General features: G+C 68.5%; 13 protein-coding genes. 4 read left to right on the top strand and 9 right to left on the bottom strand.

Annotated elements, in window-relative coordinates:
• Positions 1–5: 5 nt before the first annotated feature.
• Positions 6–2162 (top strand): excinuclease ABC subunit UvrB, encoded by a 2157-nt coding sequence (gene uvrB, locus ACLJO0_RS37620; RefSeq protein WP_125795343.1) that lies wholly within the window; start codon positions 6–8, stop codon positions 2160–2162.
• A 350-nt stretch (positions 2163–2512) separates the two neighbouring features.
• On the opposite strand, the gene ACLJO0_RS37615 is transcribed toward uvrB, so the two are convergent.
• From ACLJO0_RS37615 to ACLJO0_RS37595, 5 genes are all read right to left on the bottom strand, one after another.
• The gene (locus ACLJO0_RS37615; RefSeq protein ID WP_410584150.1) at positions 2513–3922 is read right to left on the bottom strand and encodes a S28 family serine protease; all 1410 of its coding nucleotides are present in this window, start codon (positions 3920–3922) and stop codon (positions 2513–2515) included.
• Positions 3923–4012: 90 nt separating this feature from the next.
• A complete protein-coding gene (locus tag ACLJO0_RS37610) occupies positions 4013–4783 on the bottom strand; it encodes an enoyl-CoA hydratase/isomerase family protein (RefSeq protein WP_410584148.1) in 771 nt (256 codons plus the stop codon).
• A 220-nt stretch (positions 4784–5003) separates the two neighbouring features.
• Complete coding sequence (locus ACLJO0_RS37605) at positions 5004–5426, bottom strand: hypothetical protein (protein WP_125783180.1); 423 nt, start codon at positions 5424–5426, stop codon at positions 5004–5006.
• Positions 5427–5683: 257 nt separating this feature from the next.
• The gene (locus ACLJO0_RS37600; protein ID WP_199746595.1) at positions 5684–6643 is read right to left on the bottom strand and encodes an ABC transporter permease; all 960 of its coding nucleotides are present in this window, start codon (positions 6641–6643) and stop codon (positions 5684–5686) included.
• The gene (locus tag ACLJO0_RS37595; protein WP_410584145.1) at positions 6636–9545 is read right to left on the bottom strand and encodes an alpha/beta fold hydrolase; all 2910 of its coding nucleotides are present in this window, start codon (positions 9543–9545) and stop codon (positions 6636–6638) included. Before ACLJO0_RS37595 ends, ACLJO0_RS37600 begins: the two co-directional genes overlap by 8 nt.
• 320 nt (positions 9546–9865) lie before the next feature.
• On the opposite strand from ACLJO0_RS37595, the gene ACLJO0_RS37590 reads away from it, so the two are divergent.
• Positions 9866–10840 carry a TerC family protein gene (locus tag ACLJO0_RS37590; protein ID WP_410584143.1) on the top strand — a complete coding sequence of 325 codons (975 nt, stop codon included), beginning with the start codon at positions 9866–9868 and terminating at the stop codon, positions 10838–10840.
• Between the two features lie 30 nt (positions 10841–10870).
• Entirely contained in the window at positions 10871–12832 is a 1962-nt protein-coding gene (locus ACLJO0_RS37585) for a S9 family peptidase (protein WP_410584141.1), read from the top strand.
• 345 nt (positions 12833–13177) lie between these two features.
• Here the strand turns inward: ACLJO0_RS37585 and ACLJO0_RS37580 are convergent, their stop codons facing one another.
• The 3 genes from ACLJO0_RS37580 to ACLJO0_RS37570 form a co-directional block, all read right to left on the bottom strand.
• Positions 13178–13834 (bottom strand): RES family NAD+ phosphorylase, encoded by a 657-nt coding sequence (locus ACLJO0_RS37580; protein ID WP_037313256.1) that lies wholly within the window; start codon positions 13832–13834, stop codon positions 13178–13180.
• A gap of 98 nt (positions 13835–13932) precedes the next feature.
• Positions 13933–14514 (bottom strand): DNA-binding protein, encoded by a 582-nt coding sequence (locus ACLJO0_RS37575; RefSeq protein ID WP_410584139.1) that lies wholly within the window; start codon positions 14512–14514, stop codon positions 13933–13935.
• 333 nt (positions 14515–14847) lie between these two features.
• Positions 14848–15828 (bottom strand): LacI family DNA-binding transcriptional regulator, encoded by a 981-nt coding sequence (locus ACLJO0_RS37570; protein ID WP_410584137.1) that lies wholly within the window; start codon positions 15826–15828, stop codon positions 14848–14850.
• 114 nt (positions 15829–15942) lie between these two features.
• Here ACLJO0_RS37570 and ACLJO0_RS37565 point away from each other — a divergent pair, with 114 nt between their 5' ends.
• Positions 15943–17466, top strand: coding sequence for an FGGY-family carbohydrate kinase (locus ACLJO0_RS37565; protein WP_410584135.1), 1524 nt, complete (start codon positions 15943–15945; stop codon positions 17464–17466).
• Here the strand turns inward: ACLJO0_RS37565 and ACLJO0_RS37560 are convergent.
• On the bottom strand, positions 17397–18089 hold the full coding sequence (locus tag ACLJO0_RS37560) for a helix-turn-helix domain-containing protein (RefSeq protein WP_410584133.1): 693 nt from the start codon (positions 18087–18089) through the stop codon (positions 17397–17399). The two genes, ACLJO0_RS37565 and ACLJO0_RS37560, sit on opposite strands and share 70 nt — an antisense overlap.
• Positions 18090–18118 lie beyond the last annotated feature (29 nt).

Below are 18118 nucleotides of genomic sequence, written 5' to 3'. Positions count from 1 at the left end.
AGGACGTGGCTTTCGCAACCGAACACCCCGTACTCGCCCACTCGGACCACCGGCCCGTCACCGACATCCCCCGGACCGGCGGCCGGTTCGAGGTCGTCAGTGACTACAAGCCCGCCGGTGACCAGCCGGCGGCCATCGACGAGCTCGAACGCCGGGTCAACGCGGGTGAGAAGGACGTCGTGCTGCTCGGCGCCACGGGCACCGGCAAGTCGGCGACGACGGCCTGGCTGATCGAGCGCGTCCAGCGTCCGACGCTGGTGATGGCGCCGAACAAGACGCTGGCCGCGCAGCTGGCGAACGAGCTGAGGGAGTTGTTCCCGCACAACGCGGTCGAATACTTCGTCAGCTATTACGACTACTACCAGCCCGAGGCGTACATCGCGCAGACGGACACCTACATCGAGAAGGACTCGTCGATCAACGACGACGTCGAGCGGCTGCGGCACTCGGCGACGATGAACCTGCTGTCGCGGCGCGACGTCATCGTGGTCGCGAGCGTCTCGTGCATCTACGGCCTCGGCACGCCACAGTCGTATCTGGACCGGTCTTCGAAGCTGAAGGTCGGCGAGCAGCTCGACCGGGACGTCTTCCTCCGCGCGCTGGTGGACGTGCAGTACACCCGCAACGACATCGCCTTCGCGCGCGGCACCTTCCGCGCCCGCGGCGACACGGTCGAGATCATCCCGGCGTACGAGGAGCTGGCGATCCGCGTCGAGTTCTTCGGCGACGAGATCGAGAAGCTGTACTACCTGCACCCGCTCACCGGCGACATCGTGAAAGAGGTCGACGAGGTCCGCATCTTCCCGGCCACGCACTACGTCGCGGGTCCGGAGCGGATGGAGAAGGCCATCCACGGCATCGAAGCCGAGCTGGAGCAGCGGCTGGCCGAGCTGGAGAAGCAGGGCAAGCTGCTCGAGGCCCAGCGGCTGCGGATGCGCACCGCGTACGACATCGAGATGATGCGCCAGGTCGGCTTCTGCTCCGGGATCGAGAACTATTCACGGCATATCGACGGCCGCGGTGCGGGAACCGCGCCCGCCACCCTGATCGACTACTTCCCGGACGACTTCCTGCTGGTCATCGACGAGTCGCACCAGACCGTCCCGCAGATCGGCGGCATGTACGAAGGCGACATGTCGCGGAAGCGGAACCTGGTCGAGTTCGGTTTCCGGCTGCCCAGCGCGGTCGACAACCGGCCGCTGACCTGGGAGGAGTTCAGCGACCGGATCGGGCAGACGGTGTACCTGTCGGCGACGCCGGGGCCGTACGAGATGGGCCAGGCCGGTGGCGAGTTCGTCGAGCAGGTCATCCGGCCCACCGGCCTGATCGACCCGAAGGTGGTCGTGAAGCCCACCGAAGGCCAGATCGACGACCTGGTGCACGAGATCCGCGACCGGGCGGAGAAGGACGAGCGCGTCCTGGTCACCACGCTCACCAAGAAGATGTCCGAGGACCTCACCGACTACCTGCTCGAGCTGGGGATCCGGGTGCGGTACCTGCACTCCGAGGTCGACACGTTGCGCCGGATCGAGCTGCTGCGGCAGCTGCGTGCGGGCGATTACGACGTGCTGGTCGGCATCAACCTGCTCCGTGAGGGTCTCGACCTGCCCGAGGTCTCGCTGGTCGCGATCCTCGACGCGGACAAGGAGGGCTTCCTCCGGAGCGGCACGTCACTGATCCAGACGATCGGCCGCGCGGCGCGAAACGTGTCGGGCGAGGTGCACATGTACGCGGACAAGATCACCGACTCGATGCGGCACGCCATCGACGAGACCGATCGCCGCCGCGCCAAGCAGGTCGCCTACAACGAGGAGCGCGGCGTCGATCCGCAGCCGCTGCGGAAGAAGATCGCCGACATCCTGGACCGCGTCTACAGCGAAGCCGAGGACACGGAATCCGTCGCCGTCGGCGGTTCGGGCCGGAACTCCTCACGCGGCAAGAAGCCCGAGCAGGGCGATCGCGTGCGCAGCTCCGGGATGCTCGCCGACAAGAACGTCGCCGGGATGCCGCGCGCCGAACTCGCCGACCTCATCCAGCAGATGACCGACCAGATGATGCAGGCCGCGCGCGACCTGCAGTTCGAACTGGCCGCCCGGCTGCGCGACGAGGTCTCCGACCTCAAGAAGGAACTGCGCGGAATGGACGCGGCAGGCATCAAGTAGCCGCACGGCTCGGCACCGGTGACCTTGCCCGCCTGAGGTACATGAAGGACCCCTTCCTTGCGCCAGGCGCAAGGAAGGGGTCCTTCATGTACTGGGGAAGGCGTGAAGGTCGGATCGGGCCTGGCATCAATCGCGGCCGGAATCCACATGAGTACCTGAGCCGCCCTTGCTCTAACCGTCCTCACCACTCACAAGGTCCAGCACCAGCGATGTCACGTGACTAGCCGGACGACACGCGTGTCGTCCCTCCCAACACGTGTGTCGTCCGTTCAGTCACGCGAAACCGCCACCCGCGCACCGGCAGCACGTACCCCTTGTCCCTGACCGTCCTTGCCACTCACGACGGCCGGTCAGAGGCGGCGGCGTTCCAGCATGGTCAGGTCGGCGTCGAAGTCCGGGAAGCCGGCGGGCGCCGAACGGGTGGTCACGCCGGGCGAAACCGGAGGCAGCCCGGCCCAGCGCCGTACGGTGTTCGTCGCCTCCGCGGCCTGAGCCGCGGGAAGCTGCGAGATCCGGGCGCCGTGGTTCCCGCCCTCCACCGTGTAGCTGTAGGAATCCTTCGTGCCGAAGCCGAGCCGGAACGGTTCGGCACCCCACGGGTCGTTCCCGCCGTAGACGAACATCAGCCGCTTCCCCTGCGACTTCACCCAGAAGTCGATGTCCGGCATCGCCAGGTGGTCGAACCGCGGGATGTCGACGGACTTCGGCACGAACGTCCGCGACACGTTGGAGCCCGGGTAGCGCAGCAGATCCCGGAGATAGCCCTCATAGGACTCGGGGGCGCCGAGCTGGTAGGAAGCCTGGAAGTAGTACGGGACATAGATTTCGAGGTTCTGGTCGGAGTAGGTGTTGAGACTCTCGACGCGTTCGAACCAGGCGTAGACCTCGGCCGCCGGAGACCCGGCCTTCGGGATGGTCGCGCAGTCCGCCTGCCTCTGGTACTGCCAGAAGGCGAAGTACGAGTCGATCACCGAGATCTCCAGCGACACATCGGCCGAGCCGACGGTCTTGAACGTGTAGCCGTTCTTGGCCGCGTCGGCGGCGGCGAGTGCCGTGAACTCCGGACGCCGGGTCAGCACGTCACGCTGGATCGCCTTCAGCGCCGAACGGCAGGCCGGATCGTCGCCGACGTTCGCCAGGAACCGGTTGTAGCGATCGTGCGAGTTGATGACGTCGTTGGGCGCGACGTACGGGATCGTCGCGTCGACATCGTCCGGGAAAAACCTACGGAAGTAGGTCGCCGTCATGCCGCCCTTGCTGCCGCCGGTCGCGAGCCACTTGCCCGGATAGATCCGCTTGAACGCCTCGACGGCGCGGTGCTGGTCGGCGGCGGCCTGCCAGATCGTCAGCTGCTTGCCCCAGTCGGGATGTTCCGGCCGGGAGGGGGTGAAGAACCGGTACTCCATCGACAGCTGGTTGCCGTCGACGAGCTGTGTCGGCTCCGAGCGGTTGGGCGATTGCGAGACGTTGTACCCGCTCGTGTACACCACGGTCGGCGAGCGGTATTCCTTGTGCAGCAAGGTGAATCGCTGCTGGAAGCTGCCGCGGTCGGGCCTGCGGTGGTCGACCGGCTGGGTGTAGGTGAGTTTGAAGAACCGGTACCCGGTCGGCGCCGGATTCTCCGAGACGACGGTCAGGCCGGGGATCCGGCCCAACGCGTCTTTGACGTCCTCGGGTGCCGCCTGCGCGGCCGGGGTGAGCCCGGCCAGTGCGAGAACGGTGATCGCCAGAACCGACCACGCGGCCGTGAGCTTCCGCATCCATGCCCTCCCCATCGGGACCTGTTGAGCGGTCGGATACTCACAGAGTCGCCGTCGGTGGGCAATCGCCTATCCGGTCGAGCCTGAAGATCAGGCCCGGCCGCCGAGCACCCGGTCCACGTAGGCCTTGATGGCCGCGAGTGCTTCGGGGGAGCTCCAAAGTTCGAGGACGTGGGCGTCGTCGCCGGTGCGGTGTTCGGCGATCCGCTCGTGGAACGGCCGGTGCAGCTGCGCCTTCGTGTGCGCGTACGCGGCCGCGGGGATCTCGGCGAGCTTCTTGGCCACCTCCACCGCCCGCCCGACGACGTTCTCGGGCGTGGTCACCTCGTTCACCAGGCCGAGCCGGAGCGCGTCCTCGGGAAGGTGGGTTTCGCCGAGGAACGCGAGTTCGGCGAGGACGTCCGCGCCGAACCCGGAGCGCAGGATCTCCAGCGCCGCCAACGGGAACGGCACACCGACGAGCAACTCGGTGATCCCGACCCGGCTCGGACCGTCGGCGAGGATCCGGCGGTCGCAGGCGGCGGCGAGTACCGCCCCGCCGGCGATCGCGTGGCCGTTGACGGCCGCGACCACCGGGCCGGGGAAGCCGAACACCGAGAGGAACGCGTCCGACAGCGCGGGCAGGAAGTCTTCGAGGTAGCCCGCGCCGCCGTCGTGCACCCGCCGCAGGTCGACCCCCGCCGAGAAGATGCCGCCGGTACCGGTCAAGACGACACCGCGATACCCGCCGAGCTGTACGTCTTCGAGCCGGACGGCCAGTTCCTGGCAGAACTCGGTGTCGAGGGTGTTCGCCTTGCCGTGCCGCAGGGTGACGACGGCGATCCCGCCTTCGTCGTCCACGTGGATCGAGGAGGTGGCCATGGGCCGACCGTACCGGAGCAGGCGGAGATCTACAGTGGATCGGTCTCAGTCCGTGTCTCTCAAGCGCGCTTTCGGATTTCCGCAGCCGGGCCGCGGCGTGGGCTGTCCACTCACCCAGCCGCATCAGCGGCCCGCCTCCGCAAACCCGAGGCCTTCGGCCGAAGAGAAACGCGCGCGCGTGCCCTTACCTGACCGGCCGACCCCAGTTCGAGGTCACGTCTCAGTCCGCGAGGCGCACGGTGATCGTCGGGCTGTAGGACCGCTTGCGGTTCCAGCCGGTCTCGGCGCCGATGCTCAGCTGGATGGCCCGGTCGGCGGGCGCCCAGTAGCCGGTGCGGACGAAGTACGCGTCCATCGCGCAGAGCCTGCTGCTGGACTTGCGGTTGCAGATGGTCTCCCAGCCCCACTGCCTGCCGCTTTCCTCGACGCCGTTGCGGCGCACGAACAGATGCGGGTTGCCGATGTCGCGGCAGTAGGCGCTGCCCTCGGAGATGTAGAGGACCCCGTCGATCTTGTAGAACCGCTTGTTGTCGAGGAGTGTCACCTGACCCGAGACGGCGAAGCCGACCCGGCCGCCCTTGCCGGAGCTCATCGTCCAATCAAGAGAGAATTCCTGGACCGGGATCTCGATCGACTGGGTCATGGCGTGAGTCCCCGCTTTCTTCTCGCGTTGGCACCTTTCACTGAAGATAAGGATTTCCCGGAGGTCTCCGAAGATGAAAGCGAGGTTTTCACCCAATGAGTCGATGATCGGAAAATCGATGTTCTCATGCGCATGAAACACCGGTTACCGGCGCTAATGGGTGAAGGTCGCCACGGCCAGTGAAAACCGGGGCCCACCTGGGAAGAAGTTTTCGTCTTCCCGGTGGACCCCGGTGCTTTTCCGGTGCGGAAACGCTCTCAGCTGGTGATGTCCTTCGTCGCGAACCGGCGACCGGCGAGGAGGAAGAACACCGTGCCGTACAACGCCGCCGACAACATGCCGTTGGCCATGTTCGTCCAGTCGATGTCGGTGGAGATCAGGTCCATCCACGAGAACGCGAAATGCGTCGGCAGATAGTCCCGCAGCCCTTCGAGGGCGGTGATCTGGTCGAGGATCTGCGAAACGATCGCGACGATCACCGCGCCGCCGACGGCGCCCAGCGGGGCGTCGGTGGCGACCGAGAGCAGCATCGCCAGCCCGGCCACCCATGCCAGCTGCAGGATGATGTAGATCGTCGCCAGCCCCATGGCCACGAGGCTGTCGCCGAACGACACCGCGTCGCCGGTCGGGCTGATCGCGTCGCCCGCGCCGTACCAGACGACGCCGACCACCAGCGACACCAGCGGCAACAGGATCAGCGCGACCGCGGAGAGGATGCCGGAGACGATCGCCTTCTGCCGCAGCACCCGATGCCGGGGAACCGGCATCGCGAGCAGGTACTTCAGGCTCGACCACGACGCCTCGCTCGCGATCGTGTCGCCGTAGAACAACGCCACGATCATCGGGAGCAGGAACGTCCCGGAGACGAACAGCGCGAGGACCACGAAGTTCGGTGCGCTCGCGGTGGCGAGGTCGACGAAGCCGCCGCTGCGGCGGTTCGGGTTGGCCTGCCCGATCTCGAACGCGATCACCAGGATGAACGGCAGCAACGCGACGAACCCGAGCATGAACTGGGTCCGGCGGCGTTTGAGCTGACGTTTCAGTTCGACGCCGAGCCGCAGCGTCCGGTCGGCGCGGTAACCCGCCACCGCCCCGTCCGGGCCGACCTCGGTCGGTTCGTGCGACGCGACCTCGGTCAGCTCCAGCAGTGCCGCCGGATCGGTGTGCACGCCGTGATCCACCCGGGTCGCCGGGCCGGAACCATTGGTCTTACTCACCCTTCGAGTCCTCTCCGACCAGCTGCAGGAACGCGTCTTCCAGACGGCGCCGCGGTCCGGCCTGCTCGACCGCGACCCCGGCTCGCACCAGGGCGGCGACCGCGTCGGCGCGGGCGAGACCGTCGAGATCCGCGTGGACAAGTTCGCCGTCGACGTCGACGCCGGAAACGCCGCCGACCTTCCGCAGCGCTTCGGCCGCTTCGGCGGGCTTGTCGACGCGGAACGTCGCTTCACCGCTGGACGCGGCCAGTTCGCCGACCTCACCCGAGGCGACCAGCATGCCGCGGTGCATCACGACCACGTGCGTACAGGTCTGCTCGACCTCGGCCAGCAGGTGGCTCGAGACCACCACGGTGCGTCCGGTCGCCGCGTAGCGCTGGAGCACCTCGCGCATCTGGTGGATCTGTGGCGGGTCGAGTCCGTTGGTCGGTTCGTCGAGCACCATGAGCTCCGGCAGGCCGAGCATCGCCTGTGCGATCGCGAGCCGCTGCCGCATGCCCTGGCTGTAGGTGCGGACCCGCCGGTTCACCGCGTCGCCGAGCCCGGCGATCTCCAGTGCCTCGGCGAAGTGCGCCTTCTCCCTCGGCCTGCCCGTGCTCGCCCAGTACAGCTCCAGGTTCTCCTTGCCGGACAGATGCGGCAGGAAGCCCGAACCCTCCACAAAGGACCCGATCCGGGAGAGCACCGGCGCGCCGGGCGCGATCAGGTGGCCGAAGACGCGGATGGTGCCCGCGGTCGGCGTGATGAGGCCCATCAGCATGCGCAGGGTCGTCGTCTTGCCCGCGCCGTTCGGCCCGAGCAGGCCGAGCACCTGACCGGGTTCGACCCGGAAGGACAGATCCTTCACCGCGACGAAACCGCCCGCGTAGGCCTTGTGGAGACCTTCGATCACCAGCGGCGTCTTCGCCAGGCTCTCGTCGACGTCGTGGGCACGGCGGCGGCGGAACGCGGCGATCACCGTGATCACGATGCCCGCGAGCAGCGCTCCGGCGATCCCGAGCAGCTGCGCGATGGGCGCGCCCGCGCCGACCGAGTTGCCGGGGACGACCGGGACGCCGAGCTGTCCGCCGTCCGCCAGCTCGATCCGGAACACCGCGGGCTCGACCGGTGTCGAGAACGCCTGGTCCGTCGTGCCGACGACCAGCCGGAGCGTGTGCCCGGCCTCCAGTGGCCGCACGATGCCCGGCAGGGTCACCGTCACCTCGACCGGGCTGCCGTCGGCGGGCAACCCGGAAACGCGGAAGGGTGCGACGGCATTGGCCGGAAGCGTGCGGACGCCTTCCGAGTTGACGTCGTAGAGCTTCGCGAACAGGACGGCTTCCTTCTGCGGTGCCGCGGCGGACGGATCCGCGGAGACCCGCAGCCGGACCGTGGACGAACCGGCCACGATCGTCTGCGCGTCGAGCGGCGGCGTCGCGAACTGCGCGGCCTGCCCCGGCGGGTCCAGACTGAACAGTCCGGACAGCCGGGACGAACCCGCCACCGCGCCGTTCAGTCCGGGAATCCCGCTGACCGCCGCGGGGTTGCCGCCGGCGGGCCGGACGACCGGCTGGGCCGGGCCTGCCAAGGTGAACGGCCGTCGTTCGGTGGCGTCGCCGGTGGCACCCGGGTACGCCGGGGCGGTGACGGTCCGGACCGAAGGCGCGCCGTTGGCCCGCAGCGTCCCCTGGATGTCGTAGCTGAACCCGGTGCCGGGGTCGGTGCCCTGACCGGTGAGCGAGAACTTGAGGAAGTCGGCGATCTGCCCGCGCAGCTTCTGTCCCGGTTTCCCGCCGTCGTGGCCGCCGGTGTACCAGATCGTGCGGACCTTGCCGCCAGCCGCGCTGATCTGCCGCGCGGTCGCGTCGGACTGGTCCAACCCGAACAAGGTGTCGCTTTCGCCCTGCACCAGCAGGGTCGGCACGGTGATCTTGTCCGTCACGGACGCGGGGGAGACCCTGCGGAGCAGGTCGACGGTCTTCTGGCTCGCTTTGCCGGTGGTGGCGAGCTCGGTGTAGGCCTGGCAGACGTCGGCGGTGAACCGTCCACAAGGGTCGGCGGGGCCGGACGGCGGCCGCTGTCCGTTCGGGCCGCCGAGCGGCAGGGACTGCGCCGCGGCACCCGCCGCGCCCGCGCCCTGTGCCGCGCCGGATTCACTCGTCTCGTCACCGGCTTCCGGGGCGTCGTTCGCGGGGGAGCCGCTCTGCGCCGCGCCGGAACCGGCGGAGAAGAAGATGCCCGCCCACGACTTCTTGAAGACACCGTCGGCGGTGAACGCGCCGGCGGCCGGGGTGGTGGCGGCCGACGGCGAGGCCGAGGCGGCGTTCGGGAAGAGTCCCTGCGCGAGATCGTTGTAGGTGATCACCGGCGCGATCGCGTCGACCCGCTTGTCGGTCCCGGCGAGCAGCAGCGAAAGCGCGCCGCCGTACGAAGCGCCGGACACGGCCACCTTCGGGTCGCCGTTCTCGCTGAGGACCTCGGGCCGCGCGGCCAGGCTGTCGATCAGCTTCCTGGCGTCGGCGACTTCACGGTCGGGGTCGTTCAGCGCGATCTTCCCGGTGCTGCGGCCGAAGCCGCGCGCGGACCAGGCGAGCACGACGAAGCCCTTTTCGGCGAGTTCGCGGGCCTCGGTGGCGACACTGTTCTTGTCACCGCCGAAACCGTGGGCGAGCAGGACGGCGGGAGCGGGCGTCCGCTCGGGGAGGTACGTGGTCGTGTCGATCTTGACGACTTCGGACGAACCCGGGGTTTCGGGCAGGTCGAGGGTCGCTTCCTGGGTTTTGACCGCGGACGGGGCGGGTTCGCTGTTCGTCCACACGACGGCCGCGGCGGCCAGGACCACCACGACCGCGGCGAGCGCGATGAGCTTCGCGCCTCGCGTACGAGGGAGCGGGATTCGGGGCACGGAATGACCGTATTTCACCGAACCTGAGAGTCGCTTCCCCGGCACACACGGACCACACAAGCGTGACGTTAGGTCGTCACCAGAACGGGTATCCGACGTGGGAGAAGCGGTGGATGTGACGGGAGTTACGCCATCATCTTGGTGACAAGGGCAACCTTAACTGGCGTCATGCGTACAGACAGGTCAAACTAGACCGGCTGTGAGGGGAGTATTCCTTCGCGGCGGTGTCGTCAGCACGGTGGTCTTCATAGGCCCCCGGCACCGTCGGCCGGTTTTCGCAACCGGCGGAAGAGACCTCCGGTTAGTTGCTGCTGTGCACTTTCCGGAGGGTTGGTTACATGTCTGTTCCCCTGTGGCTATGGATCGCCACGGTCGGCGGTCTGCTCGCGCTGATCGCACTCGACCTGGTCATCGTCGATCGCAAGCCGCATGAGGTCACCACGGGCGAAGCCGCCCGGTGGGTCGTCTTCTACATCGCCGTCGCCGTCGCGTTCGGCATCGGTGTCTGGGTCTTCGCGGGACACGACCCGGGTGTCGAGTTCTTCACCGGGTACATCACCGAGTACTCGCTGAGTGTCGACAACCTGTTCATCTTCATGATCATCATGACCTCGTTCAAGGTGCCCGCGATCCACCAGCACCGGGTGCTGCTGATCGGCATCCTGCTCGCGCTCGCCATGCGCAGTGTGTTCATCGCCGTGGGCGCCGCGCTGATCGCGCAGTTCGTCTGGGTCTTCTTCCTCTTCGGCGCCATCCTCATCTGGACCGCGGTCAGCATGGTCCGCAACAAGGACGAAGAAGAGGAATACGAGGAGAACGCGCTCACCCGCTGGGTGCGCAAGCTCTTCCCGGTCACCAACGAGTGGCACGGGCACAAGTCCTTCGTGAAGAAGGACGGCAAGCGCTGGATCACCCCGATGTTCCTGGTGATCGTCGCGATCGGCAGCGCGGACCTGCTGTTCGCCGTCGACTCGATCCCGGCGATCTTCGGCATCACGCAGGAGGCCTTCCTGGTCTTCACCGCCAACGCGTTCGCGCTGATGGGTCTGCGTCAGCTGTACTTCCTGCTCGGTGGCCTGGTCACCAAGCTGGTGTACCTGTCCTACGGCCTCGCGGTGATCCTCGCCTTCATCGGCGCCAAGCTGTTCCTGCACGCGCTGCACGAGTACCACGTGGTGCCGGACTGGCTGGACATCAACAACTGGGTCTCCCTGGGTGTCATCGTCGTGGTTCTGACGGTGACGACGGTGGCCAGCCTCTCGAAGGCGAAGAAGCTGGAAGCCGCTGAGCGGGAGTCTTCAATCAGTAGTTAGAGCTGCTAAGGATCGGGTACCGTCGGGGCCGTGCGTCCCGTTGACATCGAAGCCCTGACGGTCCCCGGCATCCCCGCGCTGCGCGGCGACCTGCTGCTCACCGCGGTGAGCAGGCCTGATCTGAAGACGAACAGCTACCGCGGCGGCCTGCGCAGGGTCGACCAGGGCGGCGGCGGGGAAGGGCCTTGGACTCACGGGACCAAGGACTCCGCACCCGCCATCTCCCCGGACGGCCGGTGGGTCGCCTTCCTCCGCGCGGGGGAGGGGGCCGGCCGCGCGGCCAAGCCGCAGGTGCACGTGATCCCCGCGGCCGGGGGTGACGCGAAGCGGATCACCGACCTTCCCCTCGGCGCGAGCGCCCCGGTCTGGGCACCCGATTCCCACCGGATCGCCTTCGTCGCCCGCGTGCCCGAGCCGGGCCGCTACGGCACGGAGAACGCGGACGGCGAAACGCCGGAGCCGGGAGAAGAAGCGCCGCGGCACATCACGAATCTCTTCTACCGGGTCGACGACGCCGGCTTCCTCAACGACCGTCCACAGCGTCTGTTCGTCGTGGACGCGGTCGCCGCGTTGGACGAGGACGCGCCCGCCGAGCTCACCCCGCTGACCGACGACCGCGCCGACGTCGACCATCCCTCGTGGACGGCCGACGGCGAGCACGTCCTCATCACCGCGCCGCGTGACTGGGCCGCCGAAGACACCGTTCGCACGGACGTCTACGCCGTGCCCGCCGGTGGTGGCGAACCCCGGCTCCTGGTCCGGACCCCGGGCACCGCGGACCGGCCGGTCGCCGCCCCGGACGGTTCGATCCTGTTCTACGGCACCGAATTCCCCGGCCTGGAGGACGTCGCCCGCAACACCGGGCTCTGGCACGCGCCGTGGCCTTCGGGCGACGAGCCCTCGCCCGCGCGGCGGCTGACCGACGTCGAAACGGTGGACTGCGACAGCGCGGCAAGCCCTCCGGTCGTCCTCGGCGACGAGGTCCTCGTCGTGGTCCGCACCCGCGGCGCCGCCGAACTGCACGCCGTTCCCCTCGACGCCGAGCTCGCCGAGCTGAAGTCGTTGCGCTGCCTGGCCGGCGAGCGCGCCGCGGTGAAGTCGTTCGCCGTCGACGGCACGCGGATCGTCGCGGTGATCGGGACGCCCGAGAGCTCCGGTGACGTCGTGCTGCTGTCGGACGAGGGCCCCCGCGTGCTCACCGACTACTCGAAGACGTTGCGGGACACCGGGATCCTGCCGCTGGAGGAGCTGGACACGACCGCGCCCGACGGCTACCCGGTGCACGGCTGGGTCGTCCGGCCCGAGGGCGAGGGGCCGCATCCCGTGGTCCTGATGATCCACGGTGGACCGTTCGCGCCGTACGAATGGAAGGTCTTCGACGAGGCCCAGGTGCTCGCGGAAGCGGGCTACGCCGTCATCCTGGGGAACCCGCGCGGTTCCGCGGGCTACGGCGAAAGCCACGGCCGGAGCATCGTCCACGGCTTCGGCACCGTGGACGCGGACGATCTGCTGGCACTGCTGGACGAAGCGCTGAAGATGTCCAATTTGGACAGTGATCGCGTCGGCGTCATGGGCGGCTCGTACGGCGGTTTCATGACCAGCTGGCTCGCCGCGCACCACGGCGGCCGGTTCCGCGCCGCGTGGAGCGAGCGCGCCGTCAACGCCTGGGACTCGTTCGTCGGCAGTTCCGACATCGGCTGGTTCTTCGCCGGGGGTTACGTCGGCGACGACCTCGACGAGCAGCGCAAGCGCAGCCCGCTGACCTACGCGGGGAAGATCGACATCCCGTTCATGGTCGCGCACTCCGAACAGGACTGGCGATGCCCGCTGGAGCAGGCGCAGCGGATGTACGTGGCGCTGCGGCAGAACGGCGTCCCGGCGGAGTTCCTGCTGTTCCCCGGCGAGGGGCACGAACTCACGCGTTCGGGGCTGCCGCGGCACCGGGTGCAGCGGTTCGACGCCGTACTGGAGTGGTGGGGGCGGCACCTCTGATCTTTCGGTCCTTGTAGTGCTATGAAAGGTCCTTTCCTTGCAAATTTTGCAAGGAAAGGACCTTTCATAGCATTGGGATCAGTCAGGGTCCTGGCAAAGTCGCAGGACCGCTGGCCGGTGGCGCTCCGGGGCAGGGTCGCGAGTTACGCGAGGGATGATGTCCACTTGATGCGTATATGTACGATTTTGGCCGGAGTCGTGAGTGATCAGGGCGGTTCTGACCCTCCTGGTCACTCACGACCCCGTCATGAAACGTGTCGTGTCGAGCCCGCCGTCCGAGGCCGAAGGCGTCACTCGCCACACACTTGACCAGTGGCTGTGCGACTTCGCCGGGACCACGAGAGGTCAGCTGAGAAGCGTGTAGTTCAGCTCTTCGCACACCCGGCCCAGCGGGACGTCGAGCCCTGGATGGTCCAGCGGGAGCAGCACGTCCGGCGCGACCGGCAGCGAGTTCCCGGCGGGCGGGTCCCACAGCGCGAGCGCGGGCCCGCCGGAGTCCATGGACGACCGGTACCAGACACCGTCGAGGTCACCGAAGGCGGCGCGGATGGCACGCGCCCAGGCTTGGGTGATCTTCTTCGGGCCGCTGGAGATCTCCTGCGAGGCGCCGACACGGGTCGGCCACAGGCCGGCGAGGTCGAGCAGCCGCAGCGTGCGGGTCGGCCGCACGACGACCAGGCGCGGGCCGCGGGATTTGCGGTCGACCGTCGACGTGGTCTGGAAGACCTCCGCGATGCTCGTGCGCACGGTGAGGCCGAAGTACAGGACGCCGTTCCCGGGGTCGGTGACCGGGCGACCGCCGCGACCGGGGGTCTGCGGGTCGAAGCGGCCGTGCGGGAGCGGGCCGCTGTAGCGGAACGAGTTCCACTGCTGGGGGTGGTTGCCGTGCGCGGTGAAGATCCTGACCAGCCTGGTGCCGGGGTGCACCGTCACCACGTCGCTGGTGCGGTGCAGCTCCTTGACCAGGACAGAGCGTGCGGGCGGCAGGGGGAGCCGGGCCATACCTCGGGAGTCGTCCGTCCTTGTCGGGTGATCTTGCTCGGTGGGGTCAGCCTACGGCCTACCCCCGACTGAAATTTTCCGTCGTCGGGCAGAGCACCTTAGAACGGGGATCCGAGCATGGCCACCAACTTGGCGACGTGCTCGGGATCGCCACCGGAGAGGAGCCATTGGCGCGGGGTGGCGGGATGGTCGTTGATCACCAGATCGGCCTGCGGGGTGCTCATGAACGCGGCGACGACGAGCGCGGGCTGGTCCTCGGGGACGGCGCGCAGCACGACCTCCAGGCCGGGCAGCACCCCGGAGCCGGCGAACTGCCAGGCGGGCAGCCGCCAGCCCTGGTCCTTCCAGCCGGTGAGCCTGCCCTCCTTCAAGCGGTGTCTGATGCGGCTGTCGTCCACGCCGAGTGCTTTCGCCGCCTCCAGCACGCTCAGTGCCGAATCGGCGAGTACGGCGTGCGCGGCGACCGTGCGGGCACGGAAGTCCGGCTCGTCCTCCTCGCGCGGGGAGAGGTCCAGGCCGACGTCGGTGAGCGCGGCGCGCTGGTCCGCCGAGAAATAATGCGACGGATCGGGGTTCGGTGGGGTCAGCCTCCGCGCCGCGTCCTCGACGAGGTTCAGGAACTCGTTGGCGTCGACCTTGAGGCCCGCCTTGGCGAGAACGTTCTCGAGCGCTATCGACATAGCGCCTAGGGTAACGCGTCTGTGCGGGTTCGTGCGGTCTCATCTCGGTTTCGTGGGGGAATTCACCAGAGATGAACACAGAGTGCACGGAATCAAACACGTGCAGTAGGCAATGTCGCCATAGTTTGCCCGGGTCGGGCGACCTTGTCCAGGGCTTCGGCTTGACAGGTCGTAAGTAGGAATTTACCGTCCGGAAGGTAAACGATTTCTTCCCACCGCTTCGGAGAACCCGGCTGGCGTGGGGCCGGCTTGGGGGAACAAGGGGGTGGGGCGTTCCTGGGCGGCCGGTGCGAACCGGTCGCCCAGGCACGTCGTGCACCGGGATCTCCGGTTTCAGCCGCGCCGTGAACTCCGGCGCACGATCAGCTTCGCCTGCAGCGTGGTCGTCGTGGCCTTGCGCGTGCTGTCGCCGATCCGGGCGAGCAGCAGTTCGGCGGCGACCCTGCCCACCTCGTTCGCGGGCTGGGCGACCACCGTCAGCGGCGGGTCGATCAGTGTCGTCCACGGCGCGTCGTCGAACGACACAATGCCCACGTCCTGCCCCGAGCGCAGGCCGCGTGCGGCCAGGGCCTCCAGGACACCGATCGCCATCGTGCTGTTGCCGACCAGCAGCGCGTCCGGCGGCTCGGGTTCGTCGAGCAGGCTGAGCGCGGCGAGCCTGCCGCCCTCGGCGCGGAATTCGGCCCGCCGGGTGAGCGCGTTCTCCTCGCCGACGGCGTCGGTGTAGCCCGCCAGCCGGTCTTCGGCCGTGCGCACCCCGGCAGGCCCGCTGACACAGGCGACGCGCCGGTACCCGCCGTCGATCAGATGCCGTGTGGCGTCCCGGGCGGCTAGCCGGGTGTCGACCAGCACCTGGTCGCCGGTGTTCTTCAACAGTGGCCGGTCGACGGCGACCACGGGCGTGCCGCGCTCGGTCAGCCGGTCGACGTTGGTGGCCCGGCCGGTGGGGGAGAGCACCACGCCTGCGACCCGCTCCTGGAGGGCGACGTCGATGTAGCGCCGCTCCTTCTCCTCGTTGTCGTCGGCGTTGCACAGCACCACCGAATAACCCGCGGTCTGCGCGATGTCCTCCACGCCGCGGGCGATCGCGGTGAAGAACGGGTTCTCCACGTCGGAGATGATGAGCGCGAGCACCGCGGTCTCCTGACGGCGCAGATTCCTCGCGAGCCCGTTCGGGTGATAGCCCAATTCCGCGGCGGCCGCCTGCACCCGTGCCGCGAGTACCGGGTCCACAGTGGACTTCCCGTTGAGTGTTCTCGACACGGTCGCCGTCGAAACCCCGGCCTTCGCCGCCACGTCGTTGATGGTGGCCACCGTGACCTCCCCTTCTGCAGGTGTCTTGACACCTTCGCACGGGAAGAATAGCTTGGCCGACAATCGTTACCATCCGCTGATCGCGCTACTCGCGCGGAGGAGTGAGGACGTGCCGTGGGGGATCCGGGCCTGGTGCTCGGCATCGACATCGGCACTTCGAGCTCCAAAGGCGTTCTCGTCGATTCCCGGGGCACCGTGGTGGCACGGGCTTCCCAGCCGCACGACACTTCCCGCCCCCGGCCAGGCTGGTACGAACACGACGCCGAAACCGTGTGGTGGCATGACTTCCTGACGCTGACAAGAGAGCTTTCCGCGGGCGCCGGGGATCATCCCATCATCGGAGTGTCGGTCAGCGGGATCGGGCCGGTGCTGTTGCCTGCCGACGCTTCCGGAAAACCTTTGCGCCCGGCGATTCTTTACGGCGTCGACACCCGCGCATTCGACGAAATCCGCGAACTGAACCGGGAATTCGGCGAAGAATCCATTGTGGAACGCGGCGGGAGCGCACTCGGCTCGCAGGCTGTCGGGCCGAAATGGCGCTGGCTCGCCAAAAACGAGCCGGAGGTGCTCGAACGGGCGGAACTCTTCCTGATGGCGAGTTCGTTCCTCGTGCTGCGGCTGACCGGTGAATACGTCCTCGACCACCATTCCGCGAGCCAATGCGACCCGATGTACGACCTGCGCGAGGCCCGCTGGGCGCCGGACCGGGTCGCCGCGATCGCCCCCGGCATCGAGCTGCCCCGGCTAGCGTGGCCGACCGAGGTGGTCGGCTCGGTCACCGCCGAAGCGGCCGCGGAAACCGGCCTGCCGCAAGGAATCCCGGTGACGGCGGGCACGGTGGACGCCTGGGCCGAAGCGACCAGTGTCGGTGTCGCCGCACCCGGGGACACGATGCTCATGTACGGCACCACGATGTTCCTGATCCAGACGCTCGCCGATCCCCGTCCCGCGCCGGGGTTGTGGGCGACCCGCGGTGCTTTCCCCGGCACCTATTCGCTCGCGGCGGGGATGGCCACCTCCGGTGCGATCACCGACTGGCTGCGGGATCTCGTCGGCGGCGACTTCGGGGAACTGGCCGCGGCGGCGGGCGAGGTCCCGGCGGGCAGCCGCGGTTTGCTGTTGCTCCCGTACTTCGCGGGAGAACGGACACCCGTGCCGGATCCGGACGCGAGGGGCATCATCGCCGGGCTCACGACTTCCCACGATCGCGCCGATCTGTATCGCGCGGCGCTGGAAGGCACCGCGTACGGGGTGCGGCACAACCTCGAAGCCATGCGGGAAGCCGGTGGCGGCACGCGCCGCTTCGTCGCCGTCGGCGGTGGGACACGGGGCGGCGTGTGGACGCGGATCGTCAGCGACGTCGCGCGGATCGAGCAGGAGATCCCCGCCGAGACCATCGGCGCCGCGTTCGGTGACGCCGTCCTCGCGTCCTTCGCCATCGGGCGCGAGCCGGATGTCGAAGCCTGGAACCCCGTCGCCGAGATCGTCCGCCCGAGCGCGGACGCCGATGTCTACGACGAGTTCTACCCGCACTACCGAATGTTGTACAAGTCCACAGTGGACACCGCTCACTTCCTGGCGCGGAAGAATTCGCTCGCCTTCGCCCCGGAGAACTCCCGGCAATCCCGGCTCAAATGAGCTTGATCGGCGTAGCCCGCCGAGAACGCCAGCGAGGCGAGATCCGGCGCCGTTTCCGCGAGGCCGATGGCGCGCTGGAACCGGCTGACGCGCAGGTACGTCGCCGGGCCGTAGCCGACCGCGAGGGTGAACCGTCGCCGCAACTGCCGTTCCCCGGTCGTGAAGCGCTCCAGCGCGGCCGAGACCCGGGGAACGCCGCTGTCCAGCCTGGCGATCAACGCCGCGATCTCCCGGTCGGCTCGGCCGGCCCGGCGTTCCCTGACGACGTCGGTCAGCGAAGCGGCGCCGGAGAGCACTCGCTCGGCCAGCAGTTCGCCTTCCCCTCCCCACAGGTCACCGAGTGGGACACGCTGATCGCGCAGCTCGTCGGCGCCCAGCCCCAGGACGTCGCCTGCCCTGCCGGGCGCGAACCGCACGCCGCGAGCCTTGGCGCCGGGTGGCGTCTCCCAGGTCCAGACCGTGGTGTCCGGCCCGGCGACGAACACCTCGCCGCCGCATTCCACCAGGTCCACGCAGCCGTCGGGCACGATCCGCTTCGGCGCCTCGCCCGCGTCCTCCCACAGGCAGCGCACCACGCCGCCCAGCTCGCCGGGTGTCGTCGTCTCCCGATACACGGTTGCCATGATGCACCCGGGCTACGACAGAATCGGGA

The organism is Amycolatopsis sp. lyj-108, assembly GCF_046549005.1.
Taxonomy (GTDB): Bacteria; Actinomycetota; Actinomycetes; order Mycobacteriales; family Pseudonocardiaceae; genus Amycolatopsis.
This window is presented reverse-complemented; position numbering and strand designations above follow the sequence as displayed.

Coding starts and splice junctions, on each gene's coding strand:
- ACLJO0_RS37560 (WP_410584133.1), bottom strand. CDS start 18,089: ATGGCAACCGTGTATCGGGAGACGACGACACCCGGCGAGCTGGGCGGC.
- ACLJO0_RS37575 (WP_410584139.1), bottom strand. CDS start 14,514: ATGTCGATAGCGCTCGAGAACGTTCTCGCCAAGGCGGGCCTCAAGGTC.
- ACLJO0_RS37580 (WP_037313256.1), bottom strand. CDS start 13,834: ATGGCCCGGCTCCCCCTGCCGCCCGCACGCTCTGTCCTGGTCAAGGAG.
- ACLJO0_RS37610 (WP_410584148.1), bottom strand. CDS start 4,783: ATGGCCACCTCCTCGATCCACGTGGACGACGAAGGCGGGATCGCCGTC.
- ACLJO0_RS37590 (WP_410584143.1), top strand. CDS start 9,866: ATGTCTGTTCCCCTGTGGCTATGGATCGCCACGGTCGGCGGTCTGCTC.
- ACLJO0_RS37605 (WP_125783180.1), bottom strand. CDS start 5,426: ATGACCCAGTCGATCGAGATCCCGGTCCAGGAATTCTCTCTTGATTGG.
- ACLJO0_RS37615 (WP_410584150.1), bottom strand. CDS start 3,922: ATGCGGAAGCTCACGGCCGCGTGGTCGGTTCTGGCGATCACCGTTCTC.